The organism is Bartonella sp. OC16QHHD, assembly GCF_042194035.1.
Classification (GTDB): domain Bacteria; phylum Pseudomonadota; class Alphaproteobacteria; order Rhizobiales; family Rhizobiaceae; genus Bartonella.
Genome location: NZ_JBHIMJ010000010.1, coordinates 1 through 18,714 on the forward strand (window position 1 = coordinate 1; position 18,714 = coordinate 18,714).

At 37.3% G+C, this 18,714-nt stretch carries 15 protein-coding genes and 1 pseudogene; all 16 read right to left on the minus strand.

What is annotated here, in order from left to right; genetic code table 11:
• A pseudogene (locus ACFIK1_RS01320) lies at positions 1-377 on the minus strand (hemagglutinin repeat-containing protein); the annotation flags it as partial.
• Between the two features lie 638 nt (positions 378-1,015).
• The gene (locus tag ACFIK1_RS01325; RefSeq protein WP_375634569.1) at positions 1,016-1,897 is read right to left on the minus strand and encodes an outer membrane protein; all 882 of its coding nucleotides are present in this window, start codon (positions 1,895-1,897) and stop codon (positions 1,016-1,018) included.
• Positions 1,898-2,079: 182 nt separating this feature from the next.
• Positions 2,080-2,250, minus strand: coding sequence for an outer membrane protein (locus tag ACFIK1_RS01330; protein WP_375634570.1), 171 nt, complete (start codon positions 2,248-2,250; stop codon positions 2,080-2,082).
• A gap of 45 nt (positions 2,251-2,295) precedes the next feature.
• Entirely contained in the window at positions 2,296-2,766 is a 471-nt protein-coding gene (locus ACFIK1_RS01335; protein WP_375634016.1) for a porin, read from the minus strand.
• Between the two features lie 493 nt (positions 2,767-3,259).
• Positions 3,260-4,093: a porin gene (locus ACFIK1_RS01340; RefSeq protein WP_375661904.1), complete on the minus strand. Its 834-nt coding sequence runs from the start codon at positions 4,091-4,093 to the stop codon at positions 3,260-3,262.
• Positions 4,094-4,427: 334 nt separating this feature from the next.
• Positions 4,428-5,261: an outer membrane protein gene (locus tag ACFIK1_RS01345; RefSeq protein WP_375618016.1), complete on the minus strand. Its 834-nt coding sequence runs from the start codon at positions 5,259-5,261 to the stop codon at positions 4,428-4,430.
• 1,358 nt (positions 5,262-6,619) lie between these two features.
• Positions 6,620-7,000 carry a hypothetical protein gene (locus ACFIK1_RS01350; RefSeq protein WP_375634013.1) on the minus strand — a complete coding sequence of 127 codons (381 nt, stop codon included), beginning with the start codon at positions 6,998-7,000 and terminating at the stop codon, positions 6,620-6,622.
• 1,365 nt (positions 7,001-8,365) lie between these two features.
• A complete protein-coding gene (locus ACFIK1_RS01355) occupies positions 8,366-8,986 on the minus strand; it encodes a ribonuclease D (protein ID WP_375661905.1) in 621 nt (206 codons plus the stop codon).
• On the minus strand, positions 8,979-10,373 hold the full coding sequence (locus tag ACFIK1_RS01360) for a M20/M25/M40 family metallo-hydrolase (RefSeq protein WP_375611787.1): 1,395 nt from the start codon (positions 10,371-10,373) through the stop codon (positions 8,979-8,981). The genes ACFIK1_RS01355 and ACFIK1_RS01360 overlap by 8 nt, the downstream gene beginning before the upstream one ends.
• Positions 10,374-10,457: 84 nt before the next feature.
• Complete coding sequence (gene mutM / locus ACFIK1_RS01365; protein WP_375618020.1) at positions 10,458-11,333, minus strand: bifunctional DNA-formamidopyrimidine glycosylase/DNA-(apurinic or apyrimidinic site) lyase; 876 nt, start codon at positions 11,331-11,333, stop codon at positions 10,458-10,460.
• A 273-nt stretch (positions 11,334-11,606) separates the two neighbouring features.
• A complete protein-coding gene (locus tag ACFIK1_RS01370) occupies positions 11,607-12,854 on the minus strand; it encodes an aminopeptidase (RefSeq protein ID WP_375634007.1) in 1,248 nt (415 codons plus the stop codon).
• 177 nt (positions 12,855-13,031) lie between these two features.
• The gene (locus ACFIK1_RS01375; protein ID WP_375634006.1) at positions 13,032-13,865 is read right to left on the minus strand and encodes a cell wall hydrolase; all 834 of its coding nucleotides are present in this window, start codon (positions 13,863-13,865) and stop codon (positions 13,032-13,034) included.
• Positions 13,866-14,412: 547 nt separating this feature from the next.
• The gene (gene phoU / locus ACFIK1_RS01380) at positions 14,413-15,135 is read right to left on the minus strand and encodes a phosphate signaling complex protein PhoU (protein WP_375634004.1); all 723 of its coding nucleotides are present in this window, start codon (positions 15,133-15,135) and stop codon (positions 14,413-14,415) included.
• A gap of 21 nt (positions 15,136-15,156) precedes the next feature.
• Complete coding sequence (gene pstB / locus ACFIK1_RS01385) at positions 15,157-15,915, minus strand: phosphate ABC transporter ATP-binding protein PstB (RefSeq protein WP_375611792.1); 759 nt, start codon at positions 15,913-15,915, stop codon at positions 15,157-15,159.
• 51 nt (positions 15,916-15,966) lie between these two features.
• Positions 15,967-17,256: a phosphate ABC transporter permease PstA gene (gene pstA / locus ACFIK1_RS01390; protein ID WP_375634578.1), complete on the minus strand. Its 1,290-nt coding sequence runs from the start codon at positions 17,254-17,256 to the stop codon at positions 15,967-15,969.
• Entirely contained in the window at positions 17,253-18,713 is a 1,461-nt protein-coding gene (gene pstC / locus ACFIK1_RS01395; RefSeq protein ID WP_375661906.1) for a phosphate ABC transporter permease subunit PstC, read from the minus strand. Before pstC ends, pstA begins: the two co-directional genes overlap by 4 nt.
• Position 18,714 lies beyond the last annotated feature (1 nt).

An 18,714-nucleotide genomic window follows, 5' to 3' on the forward strand; every position in this document is an offset into this window, starting at 1 on the left:
ATCGAAGAGCCAACGGCATGAGAGGCTTGCATATCCACTTTCGTGTTTTTGGTGCGAAGATGATACTCCATCTCATCGTTTCTTACCCCTATTGTTACCTCCCCTTGGGCGCCAAGAGCAACATTGCCCTTGGCATCTATATCGGAAGCAGCAATATGGATATCTTTTCCAGAGAGAACAGTGGTCTCTTTTCCAGAACTTAGATGAGAGCCATTGTGTAAAGCAACATGAGATGTTTGATCCCCGCGATGGCTATTGGCACTGTTGCGTGTGGCATCAATAGAAACATTCCTCTCAGCTTGTAAGGAAAGATTATCCGTTGCTTGAACATCAGAGCCTAGAATATTCAAATCTTGTCCAGAGAGAAGTGGGCTTGATGTACTTTGAAAAATATTTTTTTAAACAAATGTGTGAATACACAACAACAAGTGTATTCCGTTTAGGGCGTTCTGTTTTGCATGAGGAGTATGTCCCATTAAAAAATGCAATAAACAAAAATGTAAGACAATGCATCATCTTCATTTTCATTATTTAAAAGACATTACTCTAAATGCTTTTGAAAACCGTAAAGCTAAATTAAAAGAAGATGATAAAGTTGGAAACTAGTTTTTCTTTTTGTAACTTTATATTCTTCTCCAATGAGGCTGTATTCCCGTTTCAGAACTTACTCCAACAGATATACGCAATACGCTCGCTCTAATCTGGCATATAAAAGTAAACTAAAGTTCATCACTGATTATGATCTTGTCCTATTTCTGAGATTAATTAAATACTTTTCACTTAAGCGTAAAATGATAGCCGTAATATAAGATTTTATGTAATAAGTAGTTATAAAATCGATGCATACTACTAATTCGCCTTTTATAATATAAAACTTTTTTTAAGCCTTATAATACAAAATGATACCAATAAAAATTAAGGGATTAAGAGAGATAAAATAGAGAGCTAATAAAATAAAGGCCCCGTTAAACGAGGCCTTAGTATTTTTTGTGCTGATAATTTCATTTTTTCGAAATTAGAATTTGTAAGCGACACCTACACGGAAGTCATTGGTTTTGTAGTTGAATTCACGTGTATCGTTTGCGAATTTCTTTTTACCAAAATCGGAGTAACGGTATTCTGCACGTAAAAGAACGTTGTCTGTCATTGCAAAGTCAACACCGCCACCAATAGTGAAACCAACCATTGTCTTCGTGTCATCAGCCCAAGTACCACCAGTCAAATCTACATTTTGCTTAACTGGTGGGTTTTCCACCACATCAGCATTCTGCTCAACCTTAGCTCTCTCTCCTTTTCCTGCAACTGACTGAATGCCCTGTACCTGCGCATAGGCAATACCACCAGCAATATAAGGCATAATACGGTCAACAGCAGCAAAACCGATACGAACGCGTGTAGCACCAGACCATTTTTCTTTGTAACTGTGCTTTTCCGTTACCTTGTCGCCTTTTTCAAACTGTTGCTGACCTTTTAATTCAACCTTAGCTTTTTCAAGGGCAGCATTAAAATCTGCTGCATTTTTTTCAGTAAGAGTCAATTCACGGGCTGTTTTTGATTCTTCACGGTCCGCCCAAACTGCATCAGTTTCAACACCGAGAATGAGACCATTTCCAAGGTCTACGTTAGATCCGGCATAAATCCCACCCATGAAACCAGAAGGACTAGGTGTATTATCTTTTTTGAAAAGTTCTTTATCTTCTCCTGGAATAGTTACTTTAGTTTTACTCGAAAAGTTACCAACTTGACCACCAAGATAAAAGCCTGTCCAAGAAAATGAAGGGGCTGCTGCGATAACTGCTGGGGCTGTTTCACGAGGGATGATAATATCAGCAGCTTGTGCTGCAGAAGCTGAAATTAAAGCGGCAATAGAAGTTGCTATTAAAGATTTTGTATTCATAATTTTGCTCCTAAATTAACTATCAAACGACCTTACAAGATTACAGATAGAAAAGCTGTAGTAAAAATATCACAATCATACAAATAAAACCCCAGAAAACAGCGGTTTTTTAAAAGTCAATATCTTTTGGAAATTTAATTTTTTATTAATACTTTTTATTCATAATTGCACTTTTGATGAAATTAGAACTTGTAAGCGATACTTACACGAAAGTCATTGCTTTTGTAGACTAGTTTAAGATAATCCTTTTTAAATTCCTTCTTAGCAAAGTCTAAGTAACAGTATTCCGCACGAAGCAGAATATGATCTGTCATCGCGAAATCTATACCACCACCAAGGATAAAACCCTCCATCGTTTTTGTTTTATCAAATACTGTAGCAGAAACTCTTTACTTGGCTTACCCATTTTCCCAACTTTTTTGTTCCTGAAACTTTACCAACACCTTGTATTTGCGCATAAGCAATACCACCAGCCACATAAGGCATAATGCTGTCAGCGACAGAAAAACCAACACGAACCCGTGTTGCACCAGACCATTTTCTTTGAAACCAATGCGATACACTGCTGTGTCACCCTTTTGAAACTTTTCATTTTCATCCAATGTGACACCAGCATCTTTAAATTTATCATTAAAATCATCAATCACAAGAATCTTTGAGACCGTCTTCGTCTCTCCTCGGTCTGCCCAGACTGCATCGGTTTCAACACCTAGAATGAGAACATTTCCAAGATCTACGTTGGAACCTAAATAAATACCACCGATGAAACCGGAAGGCATAGGTAGTGCATCTTTATCTAAAGTTTTTTCTTTTGTCTCAAAATCAAATACATAAACTTTGACTTGAAAAGTTGCCAACTTAACTACCAAGATAAAAACCTGTCTAAGAACACGAAAGAGCTGTGATAACTGTTGGAGCTGTTTTACGAGGAATGACAATATCAGCAGCTTGTGCCGCAGAAGCTGTAGTCATAGCGATAACAAAAGTTGTTACTAAAGATTTTATATTCGTAAACTTTGCTCCTCATTTATTTACGAGCACAGTATTATACGACTACAAAAAAAACGCTGTAGTAAAATGATACAATCATAGGAAACGAAAGCTGACGCAAGATAAAGTCATTTCATAACTTCACGTTTCATAAGAATTTTCATAAGAAATTGTAAGTTACAAGTATGTGTAAATTATTGATTTTATGGCATAATTGTTATCTGTCATTTATAAAAATCTTTTTAAGAAAATCTAAATAATATTTTTTACTCCCCTAATAAATATAGGGTATGTGATAATATAACAACAGAAAAGAATAGAGGCCCTGTCTTTGACAGAGCCTCTTGGAAGTTTATTTCGTTGTTGACGAAATTAGAATTTGTAAGCAACACCTACACGGAAATCATTGGTTTTGTATGCTAATTTATCCCCGTCCTTTACAAATGCTTTTTTACCATAGTCTGAGTAACGATATTCTGCACGCAATAGAACATTGTCTGTCATTGCAAAATCAATACCACCACCTACAGTGAAACCAACCATTGTTTTCGTTTCATCAAACACTTTAGCAGAAGCAATTTCGGCACCATCAGCTGTCGCTGCCTTAAGAGAATCAACCACTTGCAGCTGCGTATAAGCAATACCACCAGCAACATAAGGCATAATGCGATCAACGGCTGCAAAACCAACACGAACGCGTGTTGCACCAGACCATTTTTCTTTTATAGAGGTGCTATCTATACGTTTGTCAGTCGCCACGATACCAGCAATAGTTTTTCCTGTAGCAGGTGTAGCTTTAGCTTCTGTAAGCTCATCTTTGAAACTGTCAAGGCCTGCTTCCCCAATGACTGCTGAATGCGCTTTTGAATCTTCGCGGTCAGCCCAGACTGCATCGGTTTCAACACCTAGAATGAGGCCATTACCAAGATCTACGTTAGAACCTACATAAATACCACCCATAAAACCGGAAGGCTTAGGTGTCCAGTCTTTATCTGTAATTTTCTTTTTTGTTTCTGAATCAACTACATCAACTTTACCTGAAAAGTTACCAACTTGACCACCGATATAAAAGCCTGTCCAAGAAAATGAAGGGGCTGAGATAACTGCTGGGGCTGTTTCACGAGGGATGATAACATCAGCAGCTTGTGCTGCAGAAGCTGCCGCTATAGCGATAACAGAAGTTGTTACTAAAGATTTTATATTCATAAACTTTGCTCCTAATTTATTTATGAGCACAGTGCTACAAGATTACAGAAAGAAAAGCTGTAGTAAAAATGATACAGTCACAGAAAATGGAGGGCACATCCCAGACAAAATCGCTTCATAGCTTGATTTTGTACGAAAAACCTAAAGATATATATATATATAACTTATTGATTTTTAAATGTAATTCTTGTTTATTGTCTATGATTTTTTTAAGAAAACCTGAATAATATCTTTTCATATCCACAATAAATTATGTATTGTGTGATAATATAGCAACAGAAAATAACAGAGGCGCTGTTAAAGACGGCGCCTCTGTTATTTAACTTATCATCTGTTAAAATTTGTAAGCAACACCAACTCGGAAATCATTGGTTTTGTAAGATGTCTCATATTTATCATTTGAGAATTTCTTTTTACCAAAATCAGAGTAACGATATTCCGCACGGACAATAACGTTATTGGTCATTGCTAAATCAACACCAGCACCCAGAGTGTAACCAACAAGGGTCTTTGTTTCATCAGACAAGGTACCAGAAGCTATTACTTTGTCTGAATCTTTGCCTGTTATTGAAATCAATGCAGTATCTTGAAGCTGGGTATAAGCGATACCACCAGCAACATAAGGCATAATGCGTTCAGCTGCAAAACCAATACGTACACGTGTCGCACCAGCCCACTTTTCTTTAAAAGTGAAACTGTGGGTTCGTTTAGCACCAGGTTCAAGCGCATCTTTACCAATATTAATTCCAGATTCTGTTAATATCTTCTTAATATAATTTATGTGATTTGGAGCAATAACATATGTGTTTCCTGTCTTCGTATCATCTTTATTAGACCACATGATATCTGTATCAACACCTAGAATAAGGCCATTACCAAGATCAACGTTGGAACCTGCATAAAGACCACCCATGAAACCAGATAGTTTAGGCAAAAGGTCATCAGGCACTGGAATCTTTTTTCCATTACTGAGAATATCCATTTTCGTTTTACCCGAAAAACCACCAATCTGGCCCCCAACATAAAAACCTGTCCAAGAAAAAGTTGGAGCAACAATAACGGGAGCAACAGGTGTTGGACTTGGGGGAACAATAACATCTGCTGCTTGTGCTGCTGAAGCTGAAACAAAAGCGAAAGCAGAAGCTGTTATTAACCATTTCATATTCATATTTTCTCTCCATAGCTGAATATTTATTTGAACACACCATTTCATATAGAGCCCCATCTTCAGATATCTGTAGCAAAAATGATACACTTATAAAAAAAACAAAAAGCCAATCAAAGTACCCTTAATTGCTTGATCTGTAATAAATGAGAATAAAACTATGCCCATGCACAAATGATCTCTTTTTCTCACATTTGCTCTCCTTTATAAATTTTGTAAAAAAACTGCGTCACAATACCCTCCGTGTAAAGCGTGTGCTATTGGAATGAAAATACAATATATTGATTTATAATGAAAAAATATTTTTTATATTAATTCGTCTGCAATATTGAAGATGTTCTTATCTTAAGCCTTTTTATATTAAAGAAACCAAAACCATCCCCCTGCACCTCACAAACGAGCAAGTGTGTGAATAGCTCTTTGATTGTTTTTTCTTCATTGTAAAGAATGCTTATACCGCATAAAACAAGATCTCCACTACCCCATGGACTGCAACAAGATTACATGCAATTTCATTACACTTGCTCTTTGTTTTTAATTTAGGCATTTATGCCTTTTTGACATACTTACCATTTTTTTCTTCTCTCAACCTTATAGTAAATCTTTTCAGAGCTTCAGCCTTATTTGTAGGATATCATTTCATACTCCTTTACAAGACTAAATTGAAAAAAATGCCTAAAGACAGACAACCGGTATGATAAACATTAAAACTTATATAGAAATCTCCTTAAAGCTGAAAAAACGAGAAATCTTTCTTAAAGTTTTCACACCACACCTTGCTTTAAAAATCATGAATTTGGCAGAAAAAATATCTGATATTTTGAATCATAGACAAATGAATATTTTATAAACTGTAGTCGAAGCATACCATCAAAGATCAAAAGTTTAACATTTTTGTTGCTTCACTCGATTTTGATGAAGTATCCTCTCAGATCCTCTCTGCAAACAGCTTAGTTTCTTGTCAAGAGGATTTTTCTTAACTCCTTACTTATGTGATTCACTTAACTAAAGGCTCTCTGGACAAGCCCTACTCTAAAAACACTTATCAAGGAGTTTTATATGCGCTGTATAGTCACGCTTAAATGACAGTATTTACAGTATAACAGCGTAACCCAAAATCGGGAGGTTATATTTATCCAAACCCATGAATTTTGTAACGAGCGATTGCCATTATACAGAGTATTCTTGCACCGAAATCCACCTCCCCATATCTTTTCCAAATAGTACTCTTCACCCCCTCCTTACACAATTATAATACCCTTTGCGAACAACTGCTCCTCCACTTTTCAAATGATAAAAAATATCTCCTCTCTTCAATTCCCGATCATACGTTAGACCTCTTGATGTTGTTTTCTTACTTTTTAATAACTCATTGGACTTCGTCTAAATAAATCTGGTCGTCTTCCTTTCCTTAATCCTTTTTTAGGCTTTTGAAATCTTTTTTTACCAGAATATGATACAGGTACTAACTCAGCTGCTGTTATGCATTGGTTGTTATGCGTGCAAGAAAGTTCCATTTGAACAACTTCAGAGAAGATCTTGCTCAACTGTTCACTAGAAAAAAGATCTCTAGGAGGAACAAGAGAAGGTATACCCTCTATTAACTTTTGAGAAGACAAGAAAGAAGCACCCTGAGCTACAGAGATTGAAGCAAACGTAGCAAAAGCCGTAATAAAATATTTTATGTTCATAAATTTAACCTCGTATAAATATCCATAATGGATTTTATCTAGTGTCTTCATTGCAAATTTCCAGAAAAAATAGCATGTTTATAGATAAAAAGTGAGAATCCTCAAAAAACAAGGCTTTGAAGCATTTTAATTTTAAAATAAATGCAAATTGCCCCACTTTACAAACATAGAAATCACTTGTTTGGCAATGCATAAAAGCACAAAATATCGTCTGGGGAGAATAAACTACACAAATGTCATATCAACATATTGATTTATAAATCCCCCCTATTGAATGAGCGCTCTCAGTATCATAAGATTATCTTATTTTAAATTCGCTCATTATACATTAAGCAAAATTATTCGCTTACATGTCATAAATGAGGTTGATATATGGATAAGACTCTTGAAAAAAGGAGTTTTATCTTATAAAGTCATTTAAACGCAAAAGTTAACATTTTAACTTGGTAAAAGCATATTCCTTGCTAACTTGTTTCTAGGTCACTTTCTAGGTGTCGTTCTTTGCATTGTTCAGTATAATCGTGGTTATCTTTATATATTAATCATATAATATATTGATTTATAATGATAATATAGCGTTATCCATATTAAATTAGAACTCCGAATACCATAAAACCCTTTCATTCCAAATCTTCCTCATGTTGAATCAACCAAAACCATTTGTTTGTACATTACAAGTGGGGAAGCCTATGTGGAGTGAAACTGTACAATAAAGGACTAAAAATGCCTTTTATGAAACGTCTCCAGTGCCAAGGGTTGTCGCAAAATTGGGTGTTGGCAAAATGTGTGATAGTAGCGGCTTGTTAACTCTATAAGCGTAAGATGGTAGTGTTCAATAGATTTTATATTGGTATTGGAGGCTTTATCGTTATATCTTTTATGAGCACCGCCGTAAAATGAACTTGGGTGTCGGTTTCTTTACAAAAAGTACATGAATTAGCAACACAAATATATTCCGTTTAGGGCGTTCTGTTTTACATGAAGAACGTAAATCCATTAAAAAAGCATGAGGCAATGCGTAATCTCTATTATTTAACAGACATTGCTTTAAATACTTTTGAAAGTCGTAAAGCAGAATTAAAAATGATGGTAAAGATGAGATTGGTTTTTTACATTTACACATTCATATTCTCCCCCAATTAGGCTGTATACCGGTTTCAGAGATTTAAGTCTTCCAACCTACCGTATGTTTCCAGCCTCTCCTCAAAATTGCTTTGTTTCAAATAAAAGCTGTTACAAAAATAAAAAATATGAATTCGCAAAAGTACCTTTATTGCCTAAACTTCAAATGAAATAGCACTTAAGAATTTATTATAATTCTTATCAGAAAAGATGAGAGGATAAAATGCCCATAATGTACAAGCATTTTGTCCTCTCACATCAATAATTAACTCCATTTAAAAGCCAATTTTAAAGTTAGCCATGCGCAAAAATATCAACTTCCGCCCATCCTAAAAGATCAAGCCTAGCTCTCATAGGCAAAAATTGAAAGCATGCCTTGGCAACATTTTCTCGCTCTTCACGTCTTAAACGTTCTTCAAATATAACCTTTAAACGATGCAAATATAACACATCCGACGCAGCATATTCAATTTGTGCCTGTGATAACGTTTCTGCCGCCCAATCCGAAGATTGTTGCTGTTTAGAAATATTCACATTCAGCAATTCATTACAAATTTCTTTCAAGCCATGACGATCCGTATAAGTGCGCGTGAGTTTCGAAGCAATCTTTGTACAAAAAATAGCCTCTGGCATAACACCAAATGTATGTGCTAAAATAGCAAGATCAAAACGCCCAAAATGGAATATTTTTACGACTGCTTTATCTTCAAGAAGCTTGACCAAATTAGGTGCATTCTTTTGTCCTTTAGCAATCTGTATAATATCAGCAGTACCATCTCCAGAAGAAAGCTGAACAACGCATAAACGATCACGATGGGGTTGTAATCCTAAAGTTTCAGTATCAATCGCAACAGCATCAGTTTGATAATTATCTAAGTTTGGTAAATCACCTTGATGAACGCGAATCTCAGCCATTTACCCTCCTACTTGCTAAAGCAGCAAGAATACGCGCCCAAGACCGCTGCCCCTTATGAAACGATTTTAAATTATACTTTTCATTAGGAGAATGAATACGGTCATCAGCCAGTCCAAAACCAACCAAAAGAGTTTCCATACCAAGAATTGACCGAAAATCTGCTACAATTGGGATCGAGCCCCCCATGGCTGTCAAGACAGCAGGCACTTCCCACTCTTGTGATAAGGCATCCTTCGCCTCCTTGATAAAAGATGAATCATCAGAAATCTGAAGTGCCGGAGAAGAACCGTGATTCTTAAATTCAACCTTACAATCAGCAGGAATTGAGCTACGTACATAATCACGCAACGCTTGGCGTATTTTCTCTGGATCTTGCTTATGCACCAAACGACACGATACTTTTGCACTCGCTTGAGAAGCAATAACTGTTTTCATCCCTTCCCCTTCATAGCCGCCACTAATACCATTAATTTCCATGGTAGGACGTGCCCATACAAGCTCTAAAATGCTCCGCCCTTTTTCACCAGCTGGAACGGAAAGTCCTATAGGACCAAGAAAATTTTCAGCAGTACAATTAAGTGCATTCCATGATTGTAAAATCTGTGGAGGTGTTTCTTCTACGCCATCATAAAAACCAGGAAGTGTTGCCCTATTATTTTCATCGTGAAGTCCTGCTAAGATTTTCGTTAAAATACGAATGGGGTTAGCTGCTACTCCTCCAAAATAACCAGAATGCAAATCACGATTCGCTGCTGTGATAATAATCTCTTCTGCCATAATTCCCCGAAGAGAAAGAGCAATAGATGGTGTATCCGCATCCCACATTGACGTGTCACAAACTAATGCATAATCTGCCTTAAGTTCATCTGTATTTGCTTTTAAAAAAGGAATAAGGGAAGGAGAAGCACATTCTTCTTCTCCCTCAAATAAAACAGTAACTTTAATAGGAAGCTGCCCTGTTTCTTTCTTAAATGCACGACATGCTTCAATAAAAGTCATCAACTGACCTTTGTCATCTGAAGCTCCACGAGCACAAATAACTTTCTCTCCATCTCTCTCTTTTAAAGAAGGTGTAAATGGATCATCCTCCCATAAACTCAATGGATCAACAGGTTGAACATCATAATGTCCGTAAAACAACACATGCAAACAATCATCTGAAGGTCCTGGATGATGCCCAACAACCATTGGATGCCCCGGCGTATCACGGCGTGAAGCCTCAAAACCGATGCTTTTTAAATCCTCTACTAACCAATCAGCTGCTTTACGACATGCATCCTTGTAAGCCGAGTCTGTAGAAATCGATTGAAAACGTAAAAGAGAAAAAAGGCGTTCAAGGCTCTTCTCTATATTTCCATCAAGATGTGTTAGTACTTTATTCAGCATAAAAAAAACCTTTCAAGCCTTGTGTAATTATATTATAGATGCGATGACTTTAAGCCTCTTGTAAGATTTTGCAAGACACCTTATTCATTTTTGACATTGTGAGCAGTAAAAACTTGAACGTCCAGCCTGTAAAATGCGCATAATAGGCGCTCCACATTCCAAACATTGCTTGCCTTCTCGTCCATAAACTGAAAAAGTATGCTGAAAATAACCAAGCGAACCATCTATATGCATATAATCACGTAAAGAAGAGCCACCAGACAAAATGGCTTCAGAAATCACATTGCATATATTTTGTGCTAAAGAATCTGCAAATTCACGTGCACGTGCCGTTTTTGATGCCAATGTAAATGCACCACGTTGTGGAGACAAACGACTCCGCCAAAGTGCTTCGCAAACATAAATATTCCCAAGACCTGCAACAATAGACTGATCAAGTAAAACACCCTTGAGAGACATTTTTTTATTAACAAAAGCCTTTTGTAAATAACGACCAGAAAACGAATTACTCATAGGTTCAAGACCTAGCTTATTTAAAAGTGGATGTTCATAAAGCTTATCCGTATCGACTAAAAGCATAAACCCAAAGCGACGCACATCATTATAAATAAGACGATAAACGTCACCATTCTTTGTCTGAATCTCCATGACAAAATGATCATGTTTAACTAATTTACTTGACGCTGAACAAGCTTTTCTTAAAAAATCATTCTCTATACGCCATGAACCAGACATTCCTAAATGGCTTAAAATCGTTTCATCCTGAGAAAGATGAAATAATAAATATTTCGCACGCCGGCCAAGTTCTATAATTGTTCTGCCAATAAGGCGCTCAGAAAAAGCCTCAGGAAAAGGAAAGCGCAAATCTCTACGATTAAGTTTGACAGATACTATCTTTGCATCAGTTACAACGGACTCAAGTCCACGACGAACTGTCTCTACTTCAGGAAGCTCAGGCATTACTCTTCTTTAATAATTATACACTTTCCAATCGTATCTCTGATAAATTGACTTCTTCCCACCCCTCAAAGAACGAAGACTTCCTCTACATCTACTAAACAAATTCTTGATGAGTGGATTTTACTTGGATTCCTACTCATGTGAGTCATTTAACTAAAGGCTTTATGGCCAAACCCTGCCTTGAATATATACCACACACTCTAAAATACTTAACGTATCAATGAGGCTTACATCCCACCCCACCTCAAATGACCGTGTTTTATGGTAACAAAATTAAGCCCATTCACCCTTACGAAATACAGGAACTCTTACACCATCTTGGGTAATGCCATCTATGTCAATTTCACCAGAACCAATCATCCAGTCAATATGAATGACACTTTTATTCCCACCACGTGCTGCAATCTCTTCTGACGTCAATGATGCCCCATCTAAAAAGCATTTGGAATAACACTGCCCTAAAGCAATATGACATGCAGCATTTTCATCAAATAAGGTATTATAAAAAAGGAGGCCACTCTTAGAAATTGGTGAAGAATGGGGCACAAGGGCAACTTCGCCCAACCGGCTTGCACCCTCATCACTTTGCAAAACCTGCTGTAAAACTTCTTGGCCTGTTGATGCACGAGCCTCAACAATACGCCCTGCTTCAAAACGTACTTCAATATTATCAACCAGAGTTCCTTGATAGGAAAGGGGCTTTGTTGAGCGAACGAAACCTTCAACCTTATGAGCATGAGGAGTCGTGAAAACTTCTTCTGTCGGAATATTCGGATTGCAAATAACACCATTTTGAGCAACGGATGCACCACCATGCCATTCATGATCATCTGCCAAACCAACAGTTAAATCAGTCCCTGGCCCTGTAAAGTGTAAGGCAGAAAAACGCTGCTCATTAAGCCAAGATGATCGTTTCTTTAAATTCTCGTTATGGACAGTCCACGCCTGCACCGGATCTTCTCCTGTAACACGTGAAGCAGAAAAAATTGCATCGGCTAATTTTTTAATCGCCTCATTAAGTGGTAAAGAAGGAAACATTGCCTCAGCCCATCCTGCTGTTGGATAAGCAACAATCGACCAATTCATAGCAAAATTTGATATTTGCTTGAGTGCCGGCTGGTAAGCTATTGAAGTGGCTTTATTTAAACGTGAAACCTTATCAAAATCCTGATTGGAAAGGAGTAAAGGATTATCACCAACAATCGCTAAACGCGCTGCCCCATTTTCAAAAGCCTTTGCCATTCCCTCATAAAGCCAAGAAGGGGCACAATCAAAACTAGTTGTATGGGCATTTTCAAACCGTGTAAGCGATAACATATCATCACTAAAAATTGGTGTAATGACACCAGCACCAACCTTATAAGCATGATATGCAATACGCCGAACAAAAGGTAACGCTGAAACTGGAGCAGTTAAAACAAGATCCTGCCCCTCTTGTAAATTCAACCCCACTTTCACTGTAATTTCTGCAAGACGATTAAGCATTTCAGGCGAAATTGTCTCATGAATATCAAAGTACATTACCAATACCCTTCTTTAAATAGAATGCGTTCTTTATGTCGTCATATTATAAATTGTTTTTCAGATCCTTTGAGTTCGCTTTCTCTACGTATATTTATGCGTATCATTATCGCTAAAATTCACTTAATTCATAAACCGCAATGGGTATATCATCCTTCTTTGGTCATGAAAAACTTACTAGTTCCTGTGTCGTTTTTCTAACATTGCAACAATTGCATTTAACTGATCAGATGAAGGTAAAGCCATAATCGTTTTATTTTCCTCTTTCCTAGCTAGATGTTGAGGTGCATAGGCAGGAATAGGAACTTTATCAAGCTGTACCATAGCAAAAGGAGCAGGATGTGCCGTCTTGGACTGTGCTACTTCTGTCAAAGGAGATGTACTTTTCTCTGCCTTTACTCCCCTACTCTCTAAGCCTTCATCTATAAAGCTTGGCGCATGACCAGAACGTTCTTGAGCAAAAGCATAAGCAACATCATAAGGGCGATTATTTGTAGGAACTTGAAGTTCTCCATCACGTGATCGTTTTTCATAAAAAGCATTTCCCCCTGCAACCTGAACATAATGCATGTTTTTATACGGAAAAGACAAACCAGCGGTATGAAAAAACTTAGCGTGTTTAACTTTCTTATCTCGTTCACCCCGTAAAACGGCATCAGCCGCCTCTCTTACACGAGCAACAGATGCTTTCTCCGTCATAGGACGCGTTAAAACACCAGGAGCAAATTGCCTATATTGACCAACAACACCACAAATCGTCTTAGGATAGGCGGTTGAATTAACACGATTCATAACAACCGTTCCAACGGCAATCATTCCTTCACGGCTTGTGCGATTTGATTCAAAATACATCGCTCGCATAAGACATTGACGCTCTGTCAATGGATATGTAACCGTTTTTGTCTTATTATTATCTACTTTTCCAGCATCTAAATAACTTGAAGCACATCCCACAACAACTAACGGCGCTACACAACAGGTAACAAAAACATTCCAACGATTTTTTTTCATCTTATGCAACACATTCCTATAATCTCTGAGATATTCAAGTCTTGAAATGAGCTTTAAATGTATCTCTCAATAAAGTACATAGCTAATTGTTACCACTCAGTAAAATTTTAATACAAGAGGTAATCAAAAAGTATCTATGCAAAATAAAAAATAAAAAACTATTAATTTGCGGATCGATATTGTTATTCTTCATGGCTCAATATAGGCTATAATAACCCACACGTTTCAATTACAATAAAGTAACACTATCCACTTCTTCTACATACGAAAAAATAATACAGATATCCCCTTTAATATAAAATTTTAACAAAATGATCTGAAAGGAAATCCCCTAGAAAACTCCCCTCCTGCCACAATACGAGTGATGATATCATCCAATATACAAATATGTCAAACCAAGAGTTAACAATCTGCCATGCTTCTCTGAAAAAACTCTTTGTTGCTTCTTTGTGCTTTTCCATAGATGGTTATCTTATTCTTTCTATAGCTGCACTATAAGAGAATACTCATATATCTACAAACTGATTTTATATATATAAGAGAAATTTTAATCTATTTTCTTCTCACCTACCCCAACTTTATAAGTAAGGTCATCGCGAGGACGATCAGAGGACATATGGTAACCCGTTATGATATAATGCAGCATTTCAGCAATATTAGTAACATGATCACCAATTCGTTCAATATTCTTTAAACAAAACAGTAAGTGCGTACAAACCGTAATATTGCGCATATCTTCCATCATATACGTCAAAAGTTCACGAAAAAGAGAAGTATACAAAGCATCAATCTTCTCATCACGCTCACGCACCGCGTCAACACGCTCTAATAGGCGACTCGTATAAGCATTTAAGACTTCTTTTAATTGATTGAGTGCTAAAGCTGTAATTGTTTCAAGCCCATGATAAACAGAAGCAGATTGACGTATTTCTGAAAGTGCAACAGTCCTTTTAGCAATGTTTTTTGCCATATCCCCAATCCGTTCAAGATCAGAAGAAATACGAATGGCTCCAATAATTTCACGCAAATCGACAGCCATTGGTTGGCGTTTGCAAATAATAGCAACCGCTTTTTCATCAATGTCACGTTCTGCTTCATCTAAAAACACATCATCGGCAATCACTGTCGTTGCAAGTTGAAGATCACTACACACAACCGATGCGACAGAACGTTCAATCATCCTTTCTGCATGGCTCCCCATTTCTGTAATCCTTACTCTTAAATATTTTAGTTCTGCATCATAAGAACGGACAGTATGTTTCATAGACATATCTTATACTCCTCAATTCACCTATCCAAAACGCCCCGTAATATAATCTTGCGTCCGTTGCTCTTTTGGTGAGGTAAAGATCATTTCAGTCGCACCAACTTCTACCAAATGCCCTAAATGAAACATAGCCGTATATTGAGAAACACGTGCAGCCTGTTGCATGGAATGCGTTACGATAACAATTGTATAATTTTGCCGTAACGCATCGATAAGCTCTTCAATCCGTGCTGTCGCAATAGGATCAAGAGCTGAACATGGCTCATCCATCAAAATAACTTCAGGACTAACCGCAATAGCACGTGCAATACACAAACGCTGTTGTTGTCCCCCTGATAAACTTGTTCCAAGATCATGAAGGCGGTCTTTTACTTCTTCAAACAAACCTGCCTGCCTCAAACTCTTTTCAACGACATCATGCAATTCAGAGCGTGTTTTAACTAAACCATGAATGCGTGGACCATACGCAACATTCTCAAATATAGATTTTGGAAAAGGGCTGGGCTTTTGAAAAACCATTCCAACACGAGCGCGCAATTCTACAACATCAATCCGTGTGTCATAAATATTCTCCCCATCTAAGGTAATAAGACCAGTTGTTTTAGCGCCTTCAATCGTATCATTCATACGGTTAAAACAACGCAAAAAAGTTGACTTTCCGCATCCTGATGGACCAATCAAAGCAGTTACTTGATGTTCAGGAATATCAAGTGTAATACCGTGGAGTGCTTCTTTATCTCCGTAAGAAACCTTCACATCCTGACCGCGCATTTTAATCTTCATTACAAAAATTCACCTTACAAAAATCTTATCAAAGCTGTTGTTTTATTAAAATTACTGGCGGCGTTCAAATCGTCGACGTAAAAAAACCGCAGAAATATTCATGATCGCAAGAAAAATCATCAATACAATAATAGCACCTGATGTCTTTTCAACAAAAGCACGCTCTGCTTCACCCGCCCACATAAAAATTTGAACAGGCAAAGCCGTTGCTGGATCCATGGGGGTCGTAGGAATATTAACAACAAAAGCAACCATTCCAATCAAAAGCAAAGGAGCTGTTTCACCCAAAGCCTGAGCGACTCCAATAATTGTGCCTGTCAAAATGCCAGGCGCAGCTAAAGGAACAACATGATGAAAAATCATTTGTGTTTTTGATGCTCCCAACCCCAAAGCTGCTGCACGAATAGAGAGAGGAACAGCACGCAGAGCAGAACGTGTTGCAATAATGATCGTGGGAAGAGTCATGAGCGCTAAAACAAGACCACCAACAAAAGAGGCTGAACGTGGTAATCCTAAAAAATTAACAAAAAAAGAGAGTCCTAAAAGACCAAACACAATTGAAGGAACAGCTGCAAGATTATTGATATTAACCTCTATAAAATCTGTAAATTTATTTTTGCGTGCATATTCTTCTAAATAAAGAGCCGTTGCTATACCTATTGGAAGTGAAACTAATAAAACGATGCCTATCATATAAAGAGAACCAATGATCGCAACACCTAATCCCGCAGTCTCAGGACGACTTGAAGCGCCAAATGTAAAAAAACCAATATTAAATGTTTTATAAAGCGTACCATCATGCGCTAAACGCTTTATCCATTCTATTTGTCGATTAGAAACTTTACGGTTTTTTTCTGCTACACGCAAATCAATCTGTCCCTTATAAGCAGAATCAATATCCGCAGATGCCAAAACTTTAACTTTTTGCATTGTGCCAATCAGTTTTGGATTTTTTGTCACCATTTCACGCAGTTGAACACGGACACCATTCGAAAACATACGGTTAACGTCTCGAAGAGAGGCTCGATCATTTTGATTGATATTAAGTTTCTTTGCTAAAGCATTGCGTACAAGAAGTGGATAATTCGCCGTCATGAGCACTTGTGGTTTTGTTTTACGTTGACCACTTGGATCAATGATCTTTTCATCCAAATAAATCGACAATGTCATTTCACTTTGAAAAAAAGCTGTATAACCCTGACTAATGATAGACCATAAAAGCGCAAATAAAAAAAACAAACCAATAAAAATGGCAATCAAACCATAGGCACGAAAACGACGTTCAGCCCAATACCGACGATTGAGACTAATATTGCGACGAGGAAAAAAATCTTCATTCATTCATATTGTTCCCGATATTTACGCACAATATAAAGAGCTAGAATATTCATCAAAAGTGTCATAACAAAGAGCGTCATCCCTAAGGCAAAAGCCACCAGAGTTTGTGGAGAATTAAACTCAAAATCACCGGTCAATTGATTAACAATCTTAACAGTCATCGTAGTCATTGCTTCAAAAGGATTGAGTGTTAAGTTTGCTGCAACACCTGCCGCCAAAACCACAATCATTGTTTCTCCAATTGCACGCGATGCCGTCAACAAAATGGCCCCCATAATCCCTGGAAGCGCTGCTGGTATAACAACTTTTTTAATTGTTTCAGATTGCGTTGCGCCTAAACCATAAGAACCTTCACGTAAAATGCGTGGAACAGCCGTAATAACATCATCCGATAAAGAGGAAACAAAAGGTATCAACATAATTCCCATCACAACTCCAGCGGTCAAAACACTTTGTGCCATAATAAAACTAACCCCGTCTGAGAGAGAAGCAGAAAGATCACGTAAAAATGGTCCCACAACCTTCAAAGCAAAAAAGCCATAAACAATCGTTGGAATGCCAGCAAGAACTTCTAACAATGGTTTTACAATTGCTCGCAATCGCGCAGAAGCATACTCCGCCATATAAAGAGCTGAAAATAGTCCTATAGGTACAGCAAAAAGCATGGCAACAAATGCAATATAAAGCGTACCAGCAAGAAGCGGTATTAAACCAAATTGTCCTACTTCATCGCTGGAACCGCTCGCGGAAAAACGCGGATCCCAAACTGTTCCTAAAAAGAAATTTGAAAAGGATACAGACTGAAAAAAGCTTACTGTCTGAAAAAGCATAGAAAGCGCAATGGCTATTGTTGTCAAGACTGCAACAATAGATGCACAAATCAATCCAATAATAATAAAAGATTCAACCTTATTACGCGCACGTTGATGAGGCGCAATTTGCATCATTCCACAGATAAAACCAAAGGACGCAATAGCAAAAAGGAAAACATAACCTATAAATTTAAGCTTTTCAGAAGAAAATACCCACGACTGTGCTATTTTGAACACATCATCTGATGCTTCATCGGGTAAAATCAATCCCTTCGCGAGTAATTGTGCCTGCACTTCCTTATAGGAAGCGGTAGAAAGATTCCCCTCAAAACGATGAATCTTTTTGACGAGACTTCGAAGTGTCTCCCAAAGTAGATCGTGATTTACAAGCTCTGTTACATGCGCACTATACGCCCCCAGCTCTCGAGAAGCATTATATTCTAAATAAATTGTACTCCCAGCATCCCAAACAATTACAAAAACAAAAGCTGGAATAACAGTAATCAAAAATGTCCACCAGCCATAATAATACGCACGAGAATGCATTTTATGTTGTCTGTATTCAAGAATGCGTGCTCGCATATAAGAAATACAAAAGCCACAAAATCCAAAAATCAATAATAGCAAAACAATGAAGGAAATGCGCATT

Coding starts and splice junctions, on each gene's coding strand:
- ACFIK1_RS01375 (WP_375634006.1), bottom strand. CDS start 13,865: ATGAAAAAAAATCGTTGGAATGTTTTTGTTACCTGTTGTGTAGCGCCG.
- ACFIK1_RS01350 (WP_375634013.1), bottom strand. CDS start 7,000: ATGAAGACACTAGATAAAATCCATTATGGATATTTATACGAGGTTAAA.
- mutM (WP_375618020.1), bottom strand. CDS start 11,333: ATGCCTGAGCTTCCTGAAGTAGAGACAGTTCGTCGTGGACTTGAGTCC.
- ACFIK1_RS01370 (WP_375634007.1), bottom strand. CDS start 12,854: ATGTACTTTGATATTCATGAGACAATTTCGCCTGAAATGCTTAATCGT.
- pstB (WP_375611792.1), bottom strand. CDS start 15,915: ATGAAGATTAAAATGCGCGGTCAGGATGTGAAGGTTTCTTACGGAGAT.
- ACFIK1_RS01330 (WP_375634570.1), bottom strand. CDS start 2,250: ATGGAGGGTTTTATCCTTGGTGGTGGTATAGATTTCGCGATGACAGAT.
- ACFIK1_RS01360 (WP_375611787.1), bottom strand. CDS start 10,373: ATGCTGAATAAAGTACTAACACATCTTGATGGAAATATAGAGAAGAGC.
- ACFIK1_RS01340 (WP_375661904.1), bottom strand. CDS start 4,093: ATGAATATAAAATCTTTAGTAACAACTTCTGTTATCGCTATAGCGGCA.
- ACFIK1_RS01325 (WP_375634569.1), bottom strand. CDS start 1,897: ATGAATACAAAATCTTTAATAGCAACTTCTATTGCCGCTTTAATTTCA.
- ACFIK1_RS01345 (WP_375618016.1), bottom strand. CDS start 5,261: ATGAATATGAAATGGTTAATAACAGCTTCTGCTTTCGCTTTTGTTTCA.
- phoU (WP_375634004.1), bottom strand. CDS start 15,135: ATGTCTATGAAACATACTGTCCGTTCTTATGATGCAGAACTAAAATAT.
- pstA (WP_375634578.1), bottom strand. CDS start 17,256: ATGAATGAAGATTTTTTTCCTCGTCGCAATATTAGTCTCAATCGTCGG.
- ACFIK1_RS01355 (WP_375661905.1), bottom strand. CDS start 8,986: ATGGCTGAGATTCGCGTTCATCAAGGTGATTTACCAAACTTAGATAAT.
- pstC (WP_375661906.1), bottom strand. CDS start 18,713: ATGCGCATTTCCTTCATTGTTTTGCTATTATTGATTTTTGGATTTTGT.